The organism is Paenactinomyces guangxiensis (assembly GCF_016055185.1).
GTDB classification, from domain to species: Bacteria; Bacillota; Bacilli; order Thermoactinomycetales; family Thermoactinomycetaceae; genus Paenactinomyces; species Paenactinomyces guangxiensis.
The window spans coordinates 554688-570590 of the sequence record NZ_JAECVR010000001.1; the positions used below are offsets into that span (position 1 = coordinate 554688).

Below are 15903 nucleotides of genomic sequence, written 5' to 3' on the forward strand. Positions count from 1 at the left end.
CCGACCAATCATTCCGCCCAGTCGATCGCCGTCAGGGTCCACAAGCCCAACACCCGTTCAAATCCCGTTTTTTTGGTCCCTTCTCTCTGTAAATGTTCGATTGATTTTTTTGCAAAAGGGGATTCAAAAAGCAAAGCCTCCTTCACCTTGCACAGGTCAGTTTTTGTTTTGTGTACTTACTAATATCCCATATGCTTGTAAAAATATTTCACGCTCAATGAGTCCTGTTTCATTTAATTCCTTTAATTCCTCTAACATGAGATCAATATCCCCCTCAACATCCCCGGTATAGATGACCGTCCCGAAATTTTTCAATAATTTGCGTACATCTGCTATTGTCTTCACTTTTCGTCCTCCTCATAACATCCTGTTTGACGTACATGATACAATAGTACATATATCAGATCATGAAAGGTGCAAAACATGTCATACTCAAATTTTATCCCTGTTAAACGCCTGGCCGGTGATCTGCTTATCTCCCAGAAACGGAACAATCTGGGGTTTACACTGACAACCAAAGAGTTTGTCTTTCAAAAACCCCACCTCTCCTATCATATTCTCTTAGATGATGTGATCGGAGTAATTCCTTATGAAATAAAAAAATCGGCGCATCTGCCGAAATCATTTATTGAAGAAAGTTGGACCCACCGCAATTTTTCCGCTAAATGCTATAAAATTTCCGTTGGCGAGCTGCATATCATCAATCGCCAGGGTCTTTATACCAGAGGCGCTACGGACTTAATTCTTCCACTAAATGACCGCTTTATGCAGTTTGTTAAAAACCATACTGATCTTACGATGCTGCCTGTCTAACAAAAAAGTGTCCTCAACGGACACTTTTTTTGTTTGATGGATTACTGGTTTTCCCGTTCCCGGCGCCTTGGTTTCAACCAGGGAACTGCCCTGTAAACAGCAAGAGCCACCGGTGTTGCCACAAACGCTTTGATCAAATCTCCCGGCATGAAAATGAGAAAGGAAGAAATAAAGGTTTCCATATTTAATGGCAGCTTTAAAGCAGCCACTGCCCAGGGAAAACCGATCAGATGTACCAGGAGAATGCCCCCGGTGATATGTGCAAGTGTGATCTGCCAGGCCTTTAGCGGCCCCTTTGCCGCAAACTTCTCCACTATCAATCCCATCAGAAATGCGGCGAACGGCCAGCTTACAATATAGCCGCCGGTTGGACCCACTAAAGCTCCGGGACCACTTTTCCACCCGCTTAACAACGGTGCACCGGCAGCCACCAGGGCAATAAATACAAGCATACTCACAAACCCGCGCCGTGCCCCGAGAATCGACCCTGCCAGCATAACGACAAACGTTTGCATCGTAATCGGGATCACGGTCTGGATACTAATTTGTCCCCCAATAGCCAATAATGCGACAAACATAGCGATAAATGTCATATTACGAACTGATAAAGCCGATTTGCTCATATGAAAACTCCCCTCCTAAGATCGTCCTTATTCAGGATAAAAATTGGGCAGATAATTGTCAACTTATTTTATTTTTCAGTTTACAATAAGGTAAGAGGGGCAACTGTTTTTCTCTGCCCACAAAACAAGGCTGCCTGTCAAAACAAGAACAGGCAACCTTGTTTTGTGTTTAAAGGGGGAAAACTTCTAGATTAACGACCCGTCGAATACTTTGTCACCGATGAGAAGACAAGCATGAAACAACTTAAAAGCCCGCAAATAATCATCATCCGTCAGCGCAATGGTACGTGGGCCGGTCCGTTCAACATTGGGAAGCAACGTGGCCATGAGAGCAGGTGCGGTTCTTTTAAAGTCAACTTCAAAAGTAAATGGCCCCTTAGTCTGATAAGGCTTTATTTGGCCAGTACGTACATTCTGCACCGCCCTGGATGCCCTGTCATGAATCAACTGATGGGCTTTTTCCGGGGTTAAGGACAGACTGGCATAGCGATCCAACGGCTCTTTCACAGGTGCAGTGACCACTCCCGGAAGCCGTTCGCCGGCATGGCCGCAAACCGCGCTGTCCCCCGTAACCAGTGCAACCGGCACACCGTAATAGCCGGCAATTCCTGCGTTGGTAATAGCTTCGTCAACCGGTTGTCCATTGATCCGGATGTCATAAACGATCTTGCCCATGAACGTATGGTTGAGAACTCCGTCACCACCGCCCTCACGCTGATGATAACCAACCAGAAAAACAGCATCAAAACTGCTGTCAATCCCTTCCATTTGCAGAAGGGGCTTATTGCTTCCACTGATGAGACGCGCTTCGGAGTGAAGCTCTTCAATCAGAAGATTTGTCATAGAAGCGTGCGAGTCGTTGACCACAATCTCTGTGGCCCCACCGTCAATCGCTCCCTGAATCGCCGCATTGGCTTCCTGTGTCATCAAACGGCGAAAACGATGATAATCACTGCTTCCCGGTAACACATGATCCCCTGCCGCAACGCCTGCAATTCCCTCCATATCGATAGATATATAAATTTTCATCACAGAGCCTCCCGGTTCAATTAATGACCTGCAAAAACTGAAGACTATCTGATATTTATCGCTAATATTCTGTATTTTATCACAAAAAAATCCTGGTTTGCAGGTATTAAAAAAGGTATAATTAAGAGATTATTCATTTCAACCGGGTCAATTTTTTCTGTGAAAGTGTCTGTTATGTAATCCCTCGATCTTAAAAAAGGAGGACCCCGAATTGTTCCGACGTTTAAAAATGAAAGAGCCTGTGAATACCTGGACCCATTTTATCACTTTTCTCGCCGGGATTGTGGGATTAGTCTTTCTTATCATTCTGTCGAAAGATAATCTTTCCAAACTGATCACCATGACCATCTATGGAGTAAGTGTGATTTTGCTGTATGGGGCAAGTTCTTTATATCACTGGGTACGAACTACACCACGCAAAGAACTGATTTTGAAAAAAATTGACCATATTGCGATCTACGTGCTTATTGCTGGTTCCTATACTCCCGTCCTTTATTATGGATTAGAAGGGTTATGGAAATGGATCATGTTATCTTCTGTCTGGTTGCTCACATTGATCGGTATATTTTTAAAAATTTGGTTTATCCATGCACCGCGCTATTTGTCTACTGCCTTTTATGTCTGTTTAGGCTGGATTGCTTTAATTCCGATCGGGCAACTGGTGCACTCATTGCCTGTCGGAGCCATTATTCTTATGTTTGCCGGTGGTGTTGTCTACACAATTGGGGCAGTCATCTACGCAACTAAAATTTTCGACTTTTTCCCCAATAAGTTTGGTTTCCATGAGATTTTTCATCTGTTTATCATGGGCGGAACCATCATTCATTTTATTATGATGGTGATATTTATCCTGCCCGTGAAGTAAATTCTCCCGCCTTTGCCGGATTTTGAGGCAGGATTTAAGAGAAGCAAAAAGATGTTTTGGCATTTGAGCTGCTTCTGGGAGGTTGCCCCGATCCCTTTGCCCGGTCCGTTCATATGATGTATCACCCGTTTTATACAGGCTGGGTTGGGAGTGAAACAGATGTACCAGCGTAAAATCCGCTTGCCGCGTTCAGATGCCCAAACCGCTTCAGTACATCCTGCCAACGTTTTTGTATCTGTGGTCCGTCATGTAAAAAACAGTGTTGTTTCAATCGTCACGAAGGAGAAGTCAAAGCCGTCTTTCATGAATGAGGAAATTTTGAGTCTGTTGTTCCCGGATTTGTCCCGTTCCCATGAACAGCCCGCCAACCAGTTTGGTTCCGGTTTTATTATTCATCCCAATGGCTATATTTTAACCAATGAGCATGTGATTCACGATTCTTCCAGCATCCTTGTCAAAGTTGAAGGTTTTCGCAGCCCTTTCCCGGCAGCACCTGTTTGGACAAACGAACACCATGATCTCGCAGTCCTGAAAATAAACACTTCCCGTTCCTTAAAACCTCTAAAACTCGGCACCTCCTCATCCACACAAGTAGGAGAATGGGTTCTGGCCGTCGGCAATCCGTTTGGCATGGAACAAACCGTTACCGTCGGGGTAATCAGCGGAAAAAACAGGCCCTTGCGTGTAGGCAACCGCTTCTATAACAAAGTGATCCAAACAGATGCCGCCATCAATCCCGGAAGCAGCGGGGGTCCGTTAGTGAATATTCTGGGTGAAGTGATCGGCATCAACACCCTGATTATTTATCCCTCACAGAGTATGGGCTTTGCCATTCCCATTGAGGATATCAAGCCACTGATTGCCCGCTTCCTGCGATGAATCTTTATTGAGAACCTTCATGATGAAAGTTTTAATCAGGCTGGGAAAGCAGAATTCAGGGGAGCGGCCATTTTTACTTTCTTGCAGGACACCAGTCGGGAGCGAGACATAATTCTGCTTTCCCCTTTAAATACACACTTTCACAGAAAGGAGACATGGTTCAGAGGAATCATGTCCCCCATCTGTTTTCCATTATACTCCGGCAACATACCCTTTTTTCCTTAAATTTTCCATGCTGATCCGGACACTTTCCAGCGGCGGGCGTTGACATTCATCCTGTTCCACAATAAGCCACTCAACCCCGGTTTGATGGCTTGCAGCGATAATCTCGCCAATCGGAAGGATTCCCTCACCAACTTCTGCAAACGACCGCTTCTCCAACGCCTCCATATCCTTCAGGTGGACAAGGGGACAGCGCCCTTGATAGCGCTTTAAATACTGAACCGGTGATTCTCCGGCATAGGCAGCCCAGTAAACATCAAGCTCCAAGTGAACATTTCGCTCATTTGTCTGCTGAAGTAACAGATCCAGCGCAGGGACCTGTTCTCCGCTAAATCGCACAAACTCAAACTCATGATGATGGTAGCAAAACTGAAAACCGGCTTCCAGGCATTTTCTTCCAATATGATTGAACGTTTCGGCCAGCTTTTGATAATCCCCAGTCCCTTTTCGCCTTTCCTCCTCCACCCAGGGACAGACAAGAAACTTCACCCCCAGCTCCGCATGATCGGCTATGACTTGATCAAGATCATATTCAAGCAAATCCAGTGGTACATGGGAAGAAACAGGAACCAGGCCCTGTTGATCAACCGCCTTTTTCACTTCCCTTACAGACAGCCCGCCAAAACCTGCAAACTCAATCCCTTCATACCCAATCTCCTTTACCTTTTCCAGTACACCGACAAAATCCTTTTCTGCTTCATTTCTCAGTGTATATAATTGCACACCGATTGGAATGGACATAAGCAGGCCTCCTCTGAGTATCATTATTTCCCCCTATCTCTCTTCGCTAAATTCTGTATAGGGGGGAATCTTCTATCCTCATTTTAAACTTGTTCACTTAGATTATCTCCCTTCACCCCAAAACAGAATTAATAAATATTTATGTATATTATGTTTATTAAACAAGCCGACAGGGAAAGTAATCATTGAGCTTGTTGATAAACGAAAGATGGAGGGCAAGACGAATGATACTTGAATCGTTAAGACAGGAGCTTCTTAGTTGGGATGGTGTCAGTGATCATGCACATCGGTTTGGGGGAGTTGAGTTCCGCTATAAAAATAAAGAATTGGGCCATATACATGGCGAAGAACTTGCTGACTTTCCTTTTCCTAAATCTATTCGAGATGAGCTCATTCAAGCAGGACTGGCACAGCCACATCATGTTCTTCCCAATTCAGGTTGGGTAAGTTTTTGGATCAAAGGAGAGCAAGACATTTCTCATTTGCTAAAGCTGTTCAAAATGCAATATGACAGACTGGCCAAGAAGAATCGTTAAGAAAGAGGTTTGGGGACCCGGAATTTGATACGTCATTGCAGCAGTATTCAAGGACTGCATACTGTTTTAATCCCGGCTGCATCAATCCATTCTTTACGACCTGAGTAAAAGGAAAAAAAAGGTCCCCCACGTAAAAATACGTGAAGGACCCCCTCTATTGATCAGTACACCGGTTTCGTTATTACTGCGCCATACTTTTTTCCCTCAAACCTTCGATAAGAACCCGTACCACTTCCGGACGGGAAAATTCCGGCGGAGGCGTTTCCCCTGCATGCAACATTTTTCTCACTTTTGTTCCCGAGAGAATGACATGATGTTCGGAGGAATGGGGACATGTTTTATAAGAAGCCATGCCGCTGCACTTTTTGCAATAGAAACTGTGTTCAAAAAAGAGCGGGGTAATGCCCAGTTCTTCACTGGTGAAGTTGTCAAAAATTTTCTGGGCATCATAGGTCCCGTAATAGTCCCCCACACCCGCATGGTCCCGGCCGACAATAAAATGGGTACAACCGTAATTTTGGCGGGAAATAGCATGAAGGATCGCTTCACGCGGTCCGGCATATCTCATTGCCGCCGGAAATGCTGCAAAAAAGACACGTTCCTTCGGATAATAGTTCTCCAAAATCACGTTGTAACTTTTCATGCGGACATCGGCAGGGATATCATCAGCTTTTGTCGCTCCGACGAGAGGGTTGAGAAATAATCCGTCCACAGTTTCCAGCGCTGCTTTTTGGATATATTCATGGGCGCGGTGTACAGGGTTGCGAGTTTGGAAGCCGACAACGCGACGCCACCCTTTCTCCCGGAAAATCGCCCGTGTTTGAACAGGGTCGAAATAATACTCCGCAAATTCCCCCTGATCCGGGCGGTTCAGCAACCAGATTTCCCCGCCAAGATAGAGGGAAGACTGTTGATACAAACGGGCCACGCCGGGATGTTCGGTGTCTGTCGTGCGAAACACCTGTTTTGCCTCTTCCTTTACATCCACCTGATACAAACTTTCCACCTTGACCACTGCCAGGATCGTTCCTTTTTCCTCGCGCAAGGCAACATAGGAAGAACCGGCTACTTCTCCCGCAAGCTCCCGTGGAACAGGCAAGGTGACGGGAATACTCCACACTGTACCGCTGGCAAGGCGCATCGTATCCCGGACAGCAAGATAATCCTCCTCCCGCAGAAAACCGGACAGTGGTGAATATATACCGGTGGCGATACAGATCAGGTCAGCTCTTGTCACCGGGGAAGCTGTCCATGAAGGAAAGGTGGCTGCCCGCGACAGCCACTCTTCCCTTTCTTTCCCTTCTAAGATTCGATTCACTAAGATGCCGCCATGAGGGGCTATCGTTTCTCCCATAATGCTTCTCCCTTCAAACCATTTTGATTCCTGTGAACAATAAGACGAGAATGATCGCTAATCTGAGTAGGAGTTCCGGCACACGTAAGGTCAAACGACCGCCCAACAAGATTCCGGGAATGGAACCGACTAACAGCCAGGACACAAATGACCAATCCACATGTCCCATCGATGCATGTAAAACCCCCGCACTTAAGGTAAGAAAAAAGGCGTGTACCACATCCGTTCCTACCAGCAAAGCTGCTGATAAAGAGGTACTGGACAACAGGACTACCATAAACAGGGTTCCGCTGCCGACAGAGGTAAGTCCAACTAACAGCCCGCCTAAGAGGCCGACAAGCCGTATGGGGACTTTCCACGCCGGTTTGGCAGGCCTTTGGCCGTGTCGTTTCAGCAGTTGAGATAACATAAACAGAGAAACAAAGATAAAGGTGATGCCCAGTATATGGCCCAACACCTCTTCGACCGGCAGAGAAGTGGTCCGATCCAGTAAACGAATCATCAGCACACCAGCAATACCGCCTGGTATACTTCCCTGTGCCAGCTTCTTTACAATTCCCCAGTCGACTGTTTTTTGCCTGAAATGCTGGTAGCTTCCAAACGCCTTTGTCGTCGCAGCGTAAATCAGGTCGGTTCCTACTGCCATCGTAGGTGAAAAGCCATACAGCAAAATCAGGAGGGGAGTCATCAGCAATCCCCCTCCCATCCCGGTGAGCCCGACCAGAAAGCCGACGACAAATCCAGTACCTACGATTGCCAGGATCATTTGACCAGACTATTGTGAAGTCCGCATTCTGTCTTGGTGCTTCCTGCCCAGCGCCCTGCCCGCGGATCTTCGCCAGGTTTTACTTGCCGAGTACATGGGAAACATCCAATGCTTGGATAATTTTGATCATGCAAGCGGTTATACGGGATGTTATGTTCATGAATGTAAGACCATACTTGTTCTGTTGTCCAAAAAGCAAGCGGATTAAGTTTGATCAACCCAAATCCCGCATCCCACTCCACCACTTCAGTATGTGCCCGTGTAATTGATTGCTCCCGGCGGATCCCGGTGATCCATCCCTGATAACCGGACAAAATCTGTTTCAATGGTTCAACCTTTCGCATGCGGCAGCATTGGTCCGGGTCGCGTTTCCATAACTCGTCACCATATTCTGCGGCCTGCTCTTCCAGAGTGAGCGCGGGAGTTACACGTATAAAATTCAACGGATACCGTTTCCTGAGGCGGTCTCTCACCTCGTACGTCTCAGAGAAATGCAAGTTTGTATCCAGATAAAAAATATCTACTTCCGGATCAACCTTTGAAACCATATCTACCAGTGCCACATCTTCGTAACCGAAGCTGCATGCCAAGGTGATGGCAGAGGCTCCGATTTGCTCCACACCCCAACGAATGATATCGATGGGATGAGCATGTTTAAGTTCATCTGCCACTTGTTTGAACTGTTCTTCGGTTGTATTGGCAGATATGTCTTGAAGCACTGCTTGTTCTGTCGATGGTCTGCTCATATCTGCTCCCTCCCTCTCCCAATCCATATTCGTCTGTCGCTTATGTTGTCACACTTTTTTTGAAAAAACTTATTCTATCACATAGCCGGCACCTGAACGAACCCGTTTTTTTTCTTCAAGGACCCATTCCTTCACTTCCGGTGTGGCGATGGTGTAACGTTCCAGCTCTTTCTCTGCATAGTCAAAAGCTTTTTCATCTGACGGTGCAAGCACAATGATATGATAGATTCCTTTCTCTTCCACTTCCGCCTCCAAACGATACAGATACAGTTCCTGGCCGCTCATTTAGGAAACCACCTGCTTTAGAGCCTGGTCGAGTTTCTCCTGGAATGGAGCGGTTCCCACGCGTTGAACGAACCGGGTGAAGTTCTCTCCTTCTTGCTTGTTCTCTTTAAAGAAAACAACCAGTTCTTTCAATACAGGAGCCACATCATTTGCCAGTACCCGGCCTTTCAACTGTGTATTAAACTCCCCTTCGCCATACAGATGTCCGCCAACGGAAATCGTATAAGCTTCCTGCATGCCATTTGCCGTTTTCATCTTACCGCCCATCAGGCCGATGTCGGCTATCTGCTGTTGCCCGCAGGAGTTGGGGCAACCGTTGATATGCAGGCGAATGGGGGTATCCAGTTCAACATGCTCATCCAGGTACTCCACAACCCGCTTCATCAAACCCTTTGTTTCCGTGAGGGCCAGATTGCAAAACTCCACCCCGGTACAGGATACAGCGTGTCCTTCAAATGCTTTCGGCCTGGGCGAGAGACGCTTCAACAGCGGCTCCTGCAGCAGTTTTTCCACTTTCTCGTTTGGCACATCCGAAATGATGATGTTTTGTGTATTAACTGTACGGAGAGATCCGGAACCGTACTGGTCCGCCAGATCGGCAAGCTGGAAAAACTCCTCCGCAGAAGTCCGTCCGATGGGGATATTGAGACCCACATAGGAATAGCCTTCCTGCTTTTGCGGATGGACACCGGTGAAGTATCCCGCATTCCAATCGGCAATTTTGTCTTCTCCCCGTTTCGGATACGGTCCGATAATGCCCGTTAACACTTCCAGGAACTTTTCCGGCCCCCAGTCAGCCACTAAAAACTTCAGCCTGGCTCTGTGCCGTTTTTCACGGTATCCATAATCGCGGAAAACGGTTGTAATCCCTACAGCAACATCTACCACTTGTTCGGGCCTGACAAAAATATCTAATTGCTTCGCCAGATGAGGGCGATTGGAGAGCCCGCCGCCCACCCAGACGTGGAAACCAACCACTTCCTCACCGTCAATCTCCTTGACCGCCGGAGTAAAGGACAAATCATTGATTTGAGCGTTAGCCGGGTTGTAAATGCTGGAGGAAATCGACATTTTATATTTTCGCGGCAAATTGGAGAAGTCACGATTCAGTAAAAATTCCTTCTCCAAAGCTTTTACAATGGGACGGGTGTCAATGAGCTCATTTGCATCAATCCCTGCCAGCGGGTTACCGACAATCGTACGGGGGCAATCGCCGCATGCCTCATAAGAGTGCAGACCCACCTCTCCCAAACGGCGGAAGATATCTGGAAAATGTTCAATACGCAACCAGTGGTATTGCACCGCCTGGCGAGTGGTCACATCGATCAGCCCGCGCCCGTACTCCTGCCCCAGTTGTGCCAGAACGCGGGCCTGTTCACTGGTAAGCACACCGCCGGGAATGCGAATCCGCATCATAAAATACCCGTCTTTTTTGGGTTTTTGCTGATACACACCGGCCCATTTAAACAGGGAGAACTTCTCTTCCGGTATGGATTCAAATCCGTTCACGGCGTAAACATTAACAATCTCATCAATAATATCCAGACCGTCCTGCTCTAATTTTTGCAGTTCAACCTTATTCAGTTTGTCCGGATTTTCGCCCCATTTCCACTGCCTGGCCATCATACCACTCCTTATAAAAAAATCCCTTTCCCGGGAGAGAAAAAGGGTTGAAGGCTCACTTTTCTCTCCTCATCTTTGAATGTCCCCAGACATTCTCCGGATTTGGCACCTTGCCCGGAATCCGGGCCGGTTGCCGAGGGTTCACAGGGCCAAGTCCCTCCCCCTCTCTAAATGAAGAAAGGTTTTGATTCAATTAAAGATAATTTGTTAATTCCTATCGATTAAGTAGGTTTTGTTGGCTGTTAAATGTAGAATACACACAAAAAAAACAACTGTCAATAACTTTTTTGCAGATAAAATAAAAAAGAGCCGTTCTTCCCCGACTCTTTTTCGTAAACTGCATCATCATTGAAATGGCGGGCTTCTTGCTGCATTTGGTGCAGTAGCCTGCATCCATCCGCGAAGGTGCGCCCGTGCCTGATTTTATTTGGAATCTCCCTGTTTTACTCTTGGGAGGAAGGTTTGGCAAAAAAGCTTTGATGCTGTTTCGTCCGCCAGAAATAGCGGTAATACAAGTACTGAACGGCCACATTAAACAGAAAGGAGATGGGATAGGCTATCCAAATCCCCGTTAACCCGACCTGGTGAGACAGAAAATAAGCGAAAGGGACCTGTACTCCCCAAATTGACACAATTCCGATCAAGGTAGGCCAGAAAACGGTGCCGCTGGACCGCATCATTCCGGACAGGATTGACCCGTGACCGAAAATCATGTACGACCAGAGGACAATAAAGAGAATTTTTTTCGCGGTTGCAAGTGTGGAAGGCTCAACCAGGAACCATGACAGAATAAATCCGCTAAACAGATAAACCGTACTCACCAGGGTGACACCAATGATGTAGTTAAGAGTAACGGCGCTAAACAACAATTCTTTTAAACGTTTTACTTTATTGGCTCCAATTAATTGCGAACCAAAGATCCCGGCAGCCATTCCCAGGCTTAAAGCGGGCAACTGTACATAGGTAATCACCTGTATGACAGCACCATAAGCGGCCGTTGCCTTTTCTCCATAAGCATTAATCAGGAAAATCACCGCCACGGAAGACAAAGAGACAAACACCATTTGAATACTGGTGGGCAAACCGATTTTGATGAGAAGCTTTACAATTTGCCCGTCCATTTTCATACTGGCAAAAAAGCTGCCATCCAAAGCGAGAACATGATTTTTTCGTTTCAAATAAAAGAGCAGCAGACAGAGTGCAACTGTGATGGAGATAATGTTGGCCAACGCCACCCCTTCAATTCCCATCGCCGGCAACCCCAGCCAGCCAAAAGCGATAAACGGGGTGAGCAGAATATTTAAAAATGTACTGATAATCAAAAAGTAGAATGGTGTCTTCGAGTCACCTGTTCCCCGCAGGAAGGTTGTGTAATTGATATAGATAAACTGAATCGGTAGAAAAGCAAACAAAATCCGGGCAAAATCTGTAGAAAGGTGAATGATGGAGGGCGGGGTGCCGATTAATTCAAATAATTGCCGGGTAAAAAGAACGCCAACTGCAGCCATAAGGACCCCGAGCAGAAAAGCTAATTTGAGTGAGGTATTCACCGTCTGCTTTAAACGCTCCTCCTCTCTTCCCCCATACGCCTGTCCAATCAGGATGGAACTGGCACTCCCCAGCCCAATCACTAACGAGATCAGAAAAAAAGTTACAGGAAAAACAGCACTGGCGGCCGCCAATGTACTTTCCCCCAGTCCCCTTCCCATAATGACGGAGCTCACTGTTCCGCCCAGCGAGTTTAACGCATTGCTCAACATCAGCGGCACCAAAAAGGTGAACAGCGTCTTCCACAGTGGTTTATGCGGATCAAAAAGGTCCGGCTGGGCTGTCTGTGAATTTCCCCGCCCCTCTGTTTGGAGATTTTCACGGCCCGGCGGCTCATGCTGATTCATTCCCTGTGTTGGCGCTAAAACGGCAACGGTTGCCCCGGCTTCCTCACATTGTTTTTCTATATATCTCTCTTTTTCGTCCATAAACAACCTCACCTTATCTCCTGAACTTGTAGATCTATCCCAAAATGATTTGTTACAATCAGATTTAAAGCATCCTGCCTTCCCCTGTCACACACACTTTCAACAGAAAAAATGAAAGGAGCCCCCAATATGGAACTCATCGTCTACCTGGCCGGACAAATTCATGACGACTGGCGCGACAAAATGCGCAAAATGGCCGAAGAACGTCAACTTCCCATCCTTTTTAAAGGTCCCCAGGAGGATCACGACCGTTCAGACGCGATCGGTGAAACAATTAAAGGAAAACAGCCCAATGCCGTTTTCCGTGACCATGCTGCCTCTGAATTTAATAACTTGCGCACGCGAATCTGGATGCAAAAAGCAGACGTTGTCATTGCTTTATTTGGCGAAAAGTACCGCCAGTGGAATACCGCCATGGATGCCTCAGCCGCCATCGCGTCAGGCAAACCGCTGATTCTCGTTCGCCCTGAAAGCCTGCATCACCCGTTGAAAGAACTGGCCCAGCGTGCACAGGCAGTCGTTGAAACGCCGGAGCAGGCACTGGATGCACTGGCTTATGTCCTGGAATAAACAAAATACACACCCTGGCAACCTTTTTTCGCAAAAACGACCCCGACCTGCAGAGGTTCGGGGTTTCTTCGACTTTATTCGAGATAGTCTATTCACTAAACTCTTCTTCTATTTTAAATGTTAAATTACTAAATAGCAATTACCATACACATGATTTACCTGAATCTTTTTTAATTTGTTTCATCAGACATGCCAGATGTTTGCTCTTCAAAAACAATATAATCCAGATTAATGTTTAACAGCATGATATCTCTGCCGGTTTTTTGATCACGAATTACAAAAAAGTCACGGCCTACCCGGCGAAGCACACCGGTAAATACTTTATCCCTCCACTGGCTGCTCGCATCAAACGTCATGTAAACAGTAACTCTTTTCCCTATATTTCTCTGTAAGAAATCTTCAGAAAAAATGCGATCACGATCACGCTCCTGTCGTTGCTGTGTAACCGCTCCCGCGTGTGAAACCATTCCATATGGGTAATTCCAATACATTTATTTCTCCTCCTAGACAAGATAAACTTTCGGGCATGCATTTTGTGAGGGTATGTAAAAGCAATGGCTTTTATAGCGTCCGCTGTGGGCCTGGTTAAACCAGGTACTCGGACATGCACCGGGCGGACGGAAAAACCATAACGCGTACTTTGCCGGTTCCATACGTTCTCCGCGGATCACGCGCCGTGCAAGACGGATATCTTTTTGCCGTGCCCGCTGGTAAAAATATGATTTTTGCACAGCCTCAAAGCCGCCGGGAGATTGAAAAACCATTTGCTGGATGGTCCTGATCCCCTCAAAGTCCAGACAGTTCCCCAGGACACGATTGACACCCACATTCCCGACCAGCATCATGCCCATCCGCCCATCTCCCTCTGCCTCTGCACGCATCAATCTAGCCAGTAGCTTTACATGTTCTTCGGGTGCGTTGATGATGGCCATGAGATCACCTCTGAAGCTATGTTATGTTACATGTTGACAAAAAAGAACCAGCGAAAATCATCCAGCTGATGAAATGAAAAAAAAGCCGTCTCCCGCCCATTTTTGCCCTCCGGCAAACAGGCTGGGGATGGCTCTAATCCAATACAGGATCTTTTATCAACCGTTTCAAACGAGAGACTCATGGCTTTATGCCTGGTAAGCCACTTTTCCGCTGACAATGGTAAACATGGTTTGTGCTTGCAGAAGTTCATCCGGGTCAATCGTTAACAGATCACGATCATAGACCGAGAGATCAGCGTATTTTCCTACAGACAGCGTTCCCCGCTCATGCTCTTCCCCCGCCGCATAGGCGCTTCCCTCTGTAAATAACAACAGCGCTTCCAAAGGGGCAAGCTTCTGTCCAGGCAGATAACCGGGATGACTGGGAGGATCGTCCGGCCGCCTCCGGGTTACCGCCGCATGGATTCCCAGCAGCGGGTGCAGCGGCTCTATAGGTGCATCGCTTCCGCCTGCACAGCGGATGCCGGCCTGTAAAAGCGCTTTCCACGCATAAGCATAGGCGGTACGCTCTTCGCCCACCCGTTCCAGGACCCACGGAAAATCACTGGCCACAAACCGGGGCTGGATATCTATCGCTACTTCCATCCGTCTGAGCATCTCCACAAGATCGGCACGCAGAAACTGCCCGTGGATAAGCCGGTGGCGCAAGCGGCTCCCCTTGTCGGGATCTATCGGATACGCTTGCATAGCCTGGATCACCCGATCCGCTGCCTCATCTCCAATCGCATGAACAGCGACAGGCATTCCCCGATCCGCTGCCTGAGCAGTCAGATAAAGCAATTCTGCTTGTTCATGAATAGCGATTCCACAGTTTCCGGGATCATCAGCGTAGGGTTCAGATAAGAGGGCTGTCCGTCCGCCGATGGCTCCATCTGCAAACATTTTCAAGGCCCCGATCCGAAACCATTCATCTCCCTGTCCGGCCCGTATCTTCAACTCGTCCAATTCCGTTAAAAATGGATAATAGATGAGCTGATGTGTCCGCAGGAGCACTCCTTCTTCAATCAATTCCCGACAGATACGGATCATATCCCGCACACTGCCGATATATCTTAAATCCTCCGTATGTACACCGGTCAATCCACAGGAAAGCGCCATTTTCATGGCCTGGCGAATTGATTCTTTTTTCTCGGCATAGTCCGGCTCCGGCTGGGCATCATAAAAAGGATTGGCAGCATTTTCATAAACCCATCCGTTTAATTTCCCGGTTTCATCCCGTCCGTAAGCCCCGTTCTCGGGATCCGGCTGATCAGGCCCCACTCCGGCCAGTTGATAGGCACGGCTATTAACCAGGTAAGCATGAAAACAAATTCGGCTGAGGAAGACAGGGTGGTTAGAAGCGACCGCATCCAGCTCAGCCAAACTGGGAACCCGGCCCTGTATCTTGTTTTCATCCCAGCCCATCCCCAGAATCCATTCACCCGGTTTAATTGTTTCCGCCCTTTGCCTGATGGCAAACAGCATCTCTTCCTTCGATTGGCAATGTGTCAAATCCAGCTGTCTTAACTTTTGACCCAGATTGGACAGATGCATATGGCTGTCAACCAGTCCCGGATATGCATATCCACCCATAAGATCTACTTTCCGTACATCTGCCCGGGCAAAATCCAATAAAATCTCCTCATTTGAACCAATCGCCGTAATTCGCCCGTCATCTGCAACAATCGCTTCTGCTTGCGGACAAGTGGGGTCGAGTGGGGTGATATGGCCATTGTAATAAATGATTTTACTCATTCCCATTTCCCTCTCGGTCGATGTTGGATCATTTTCCTGTTTTCATGATAGCCGAATCACGCGGAAACGCAAAGACCTGTTTTTCTGCCAGATTTCGGCCCTTGCGGATGCTTGAAACCGAAGCCCCCCTTTTTTGGAAACATTTTTCG

At 47.3% G+C, this 15903-nt stretch carries 19 protein-coding genes and 1 riboswitch; of the genes, 5 read left to right on the forward strand and 14 right to left on the reverse strand.

Going from position 1 to position 15903, the window contains the following annotated elements; all coding sequences use genetic code 11:
- Window positions 1-8 precede the first annotated feature (8 nt).
- Window positions 9-134, reverse strand: a complete 126-nt coding sequence (locus I8U27_RS20905) for a hypothetical protein (RefSeq protein WP_258567718.1) — start codon at window positions 132-134, stop codon at window positions 9-11.
- Window positions 135-156: 22 nt separating this feature from the next.
- Window positions 157-345, reverse strand: a complete 189-nt coding sequence (locus tag I8U27_RS02800) for a YqgQ family protein (RefSeq protein WP_181750026.1) — start codon at window positions 343-345, stop codon at window positions 157-159.
- Window positions 346-423: 78 nt separating this feature from the next.
- Between I8U27_RS02800 and I8U27_RS02805 the strand changes: the two genes are divergently transcribed.
- Window positions 424-813, forward strand: coding sequence for a hypothetical protein (locus I8U27_RS02805; RefSeq protein ID WP_181750025.1), 390 nt, complete (start codon window positions 424-426; stop codon window positions 811-813).
- 41 nt (window positions 814-854) lie between these two features.
- Here the strand turns inward: I8U27_RS02805 and I8U27_RS02810 are convergent, their stop codons facing one another.
- Both I8U27_RS02810 and I8U27_RS02815 read right to left on the reverse strand, forming a co-directional pair.
- The gene (locus tag I8U27_RS02810; RefSeq protein WP_181750024.1) at window positions 855-1436 is read right to left on the reverse strand and encodes a biotin transporter BioY; all 582 of its coding nucleotides are present in this window, start codon (window positions 1434-1436) and stop codon (window positions 855-857) included.
- 186 nt (window positions 1437-1622) lie between these two features.
- On the reverse strand, window positions 1623-2465 hold the full coding sequence (locus tag I8U27_RS02815) for a M55 family metallopeptidase (RefSeq protein ID WP_181750023.1): 843 nt from the start codon (window positions 2463-2465) through the stop codon (window positions 1623-1625).
- Window positions 2466-2676: 211 nt separating this feature from the next.
- Between I8U27_RS02815 and trhA the strand changes: the two genes are divergently transcribed.
- Both trhA and I8U27_RS02825 read left to right on the forward strand, forming a co-directional pair.
- Window positions 2677-3330: a PAQR family membrane homeostasis protein TrhA gene (gene trhA, locus I8U27_RS02820; protein ID WP_198065826.1), complete on the forward strand. Its 654-nt coding sequence runs from the start codon at window positions 2677-2679 to the stop codon at window positions 3328-3330.
- Window positions 3331-3489: 159 nt separating this feature from the next.
- Window positions 3490-4209: a S1C family serine protease gene (locus tag I8U27_RS02825; RefSeq protein ID WP_181750022.1), complete on the forward strand. Its 720-nt coding sequence runs from the start codon at window positions 3490-3492 to the stop codon at window positions 4207-4209.
- A gap of 192 nt (window positions 4210-4401) precedes the next feature.
- On the opposite strand, the gene I8U27_RS02830 is transcribed toward I8U27_RS02825, so the two are convergent.
- A complete protein-coding gene (locus tag I8U27_RS02830) occupies window positions 4402-5172 on the reverse strand; it encodes a sugar phosphate isomerase/epimerase family protein (RefSeq protein WP_181750021.1) in 771 nt (256 codons plus the stop codon).
- A 224-nt stretch (window positions 5173-5396) separates the two neighbouring features.
- Here I8U27_RS02830 and I8U27_RS02835 point away from each other — a divergent pair, with 224 nt between their 5' ends.
- Window positions 5397-5708, forward strand: a complete 312-nt coding sequence (locus tag I8U27_RS02835; RefSeq protein ID WP_181750020.1) for a luciferase domain-containing protein — start codon at window positions 5397-5399, stop codon at window positions 5706-5708.
- A 181-nt stretch (window positions 5709-5889) separates the two neighbouring features.
- On the opposite strand, the gene sat is transcribed toward I8U27_RS02835, so the two are convergent.
- The 6 genes from sat to I8U27_RS02865 all read right to left on the reverse strand — a co-directional run bounded on the left by sat (window position 5890) and on the right by I8U27_RS02865 (window position 12377).
- Window positions 5890-7062: a sulfate adenylyltransferase gene (gene sat / locus I8U27_RS02840; RefSeq protein ID WP_181750019.1), complete on the reverse strand. Its 1173-nt coding sequence runs from the start codon at window positions 7060-7062 to the stop codon at window positions 5890-5892.
- A 13-nt stretch (window positions 7063-7075) separates the two neighbouring features.
- The gene (locus I8U27_RS02845) at window positions 7076-7828 is read right to left on the reverse strand and encodes a sulfite exporter TauE/SafE family protein (protein WP_181750018.1); all 753 of its coding nucleotides are present in this window, start codon (window positions 7826-7828) and stop codon (window positions 7076-7078) included.
- A complete protein-coding gene (locus I8U27_RS02850; RefSeq protein ID WP_181750017.1) occupies window positions 7825-8574 on the reverse strand; it encodes a phosphoadenylyl-sulfate reductase in 750 nt (249 codons plus the stop codon). The genes I8U27_RS02845 and I8U27_RS02850 overlap by 4 nt, the downstream gene beginning before the upstream one ends.
- 69 nt (window positions 8575-8643) lie before the next feature.
- A complete protein-coding gene (locus I8U27_RS02855) occupies window positions 8644-8859 on the reverse strand; it encodes a DUF3906 family protein (RefSeq protein WP_374057894.1) in 216 nt (71 codons plus the stop codon).
- Window positions 8860-10482, reverse strand: a complete 1623-nt coding sequence (locus I8U27_RS02860) for a nitrite/sulfite reductase (protein ID WP_181750016.1) — start codon at window positions 10480-10482, stop codon at window positions 8860-8862. It lies immediately after the preceding gene.
- Between the two features lie 66 nt (window positions 10483-10548).
- A riboswitch (SAM riboswitch) is annotated at window positions 10549-10660 on the reverse strand.
- A 265-nt stretch (window positions 10661-10925) separates the two neighbouring features.
- Window positions 10926-12377, reverse strand: coding sequence for an MATE family efflux transporter (locus I8U27_RS02865; protein WP_181750523.1), 1452 nt, complete (start codon window positions 12375-12377; stop codon window positions 10926-10928).
- A 210-nt stretch (window positions 12378-12587) separates the two neighbouring features.
- On the opposite strand from I8U27_RS02865, the gene I8U27_RS02870 reads away from it, so the two are divergent.
- On the forward strand, window positions 12588-13028 hold the full coding sequence (locus tag I8U27_RS02870; protein WP_181750015.1) for a YtoQ family protein: 441 nt from the start codon (window positions 12588-12590) through the stop codon (window positions 13026-13028).
- Window positions 13029-13198: 170 nt separating this feature from the next.
- On the opposite strand, the gene I8U27_RS02875 is transcribed toward I8U27_RS02870, so the two are convergent.
- The 3 genes from I8U27_RS02875 to I8U27_RS02885 all read right to left on the reverse strand — a co-directional run bounded on the left by I8U27_RS02875 (window position 13199) and on the right by I8U27_RS02885 (window position 15754).
- Entirely contained in the window at window positions 13199-13519 is a 321-nt protein-coding gene (locus I8U27_RS02875) for a spore coat protein GerQ (protein ID WP_181750014.1), read from the reverse strand.
- Window positions 13520-13531: 12 nt separating this feature from the next.
- The gene (locus tag I8U27_RS02880; protein WP_181750013.1) at window positions 13532-13960 is read right to left on the reverse strand and encodes a cell wall hydrolase; all 429 of its coding nucleotides are present in this window, start codon (window positions 13958-13960) and stop codon (window positions 13532-13534) included.
- A gap of 186 nt (window positions 13961-14146) precedes the next feature.
- The gene (locus I8U27_RS02885; RefSeq protein WP_181750012.1) at window positions 14147-15754 is read right to left on the reverse strand and encodes an amidohydrolase; all 1608 of its coding nucleotides are present in this window, start codon (window positions 15752-15754) and stop codon (window positions 14147-14149) included.
- Window positions 15755-15903: the final 149 nt, after the last annotated feature.

Bases quoted from the DNA above. Each gene is read 5' to 3' on its own strand.
- I8U27_RS02815 (WP_181750023.1), bottom strand. From the start codon at position 2,465: ATGAAAATTTATATATCTATCGATATGGAGGGAATTGCAGGCGTTGCG.
- I8U27_RS02875 (WP_181750014.1), bottom strand. From the start codon at position 13,519: ATGTATTGGAATTACCCATATGGAATGGTTTCACACGCGGGAGCGGTT.
- I8U27_RS02860 (WP_181750016.1), bottom strand. From the start codon at position 10,482: ATGGCCAGGCAGTGGAAATGGGGCGAAAATCCGGACAAACTGAATAAG.
- I8U27_RS02830 (WP_181750021.1), bottom strand. From the start codon at position 5,172: ATGTCCATTCCAATCGGTGTGCAATTATATACACTGAGAAATGAAGCA.
- I8U27_RS02810 (WP_181750024.1), bottom strand. From the start codon at position 1,436: ATGAGCAAATCGGCTTTATCAGTTCGTAATATGACATTTATCGCTATG.
- I8U27_RS02835 (WP_181750020.1), top strand. From the start codon at position 5,397: ATGATACTTGAATCGTTAAGACAGGAGCTTCTTAGTTGGGATGGTGTC.
- sat (WP_181750019.1), bottom strand. From the start codon at position 7,062: ATGGGAGAAACGATAGCCCCTCATGGCGGCATCTTAGTGAATCGAATC.
- I8U27_RS02855 (WP_374057894.1), bottom strand. From the start codon at position 8,859: ATGAGCGGCCAGGAACTGTATCTGTATCGTTTGGAGGCGGAAGTGGAA.
- I8U27_RS02865 (WP_181750523.1), bottom strand. From the start codon at position 12,377: ATGAATCAGCATGAGCCGCCGGGCCGTGAAAATCTCCAAACAGAGGGG.
- I8U27_RS02880 (WP_181750013.1), bottom strand. From the start codon at position 13,960: ATGGCCATCATCAACGCACCCGAAGAACATGTAAAGCTACTGGCTAGA.
- I8U27_RS02805 (WP_181750025.1), top strand. From the start codon at position 424: ATGTCATACTCAAATTTTATCCCTGTTAAACGCCTGGCCGGTGATCTG.
- I8U27_RS02870 (WP_181750015.1), top strand. From the start codon at position 12,588: ATGGAACTCATCGTCTACCTGGCCGGACAAATTCATGACGACTGGCGC.
- I8U27_RS02825 (WP_181750022.1), top strand. From the start codon at position 3,490: ATGTACCAGCGTAAAATCCGCTTGCCGCGTTCAGATGCCCAAACCGCT.
- I8U27_RS02850 (WP_181750017.1), bottom strand. From the start codon at position 8,574: ATGAGCAGACCATCGACAGAACAAGCAGTGCTTCAAGACATATCTGCC.
- I8U27_RS02845 (WP_181750018.1), bottom strand. From the start codon at position 7,828: ATGATCCTGGCAATCGTAGGTACTGGATTTGTCGTCGGCTTTCTGGTC.
- I8U27_RS02885 (WP_181750012.1), bottom strand. From the start codon at position 15,754: ATGAGTAAAATCATTTATTACAATGGCCATATCACCCCACTCGACCCC.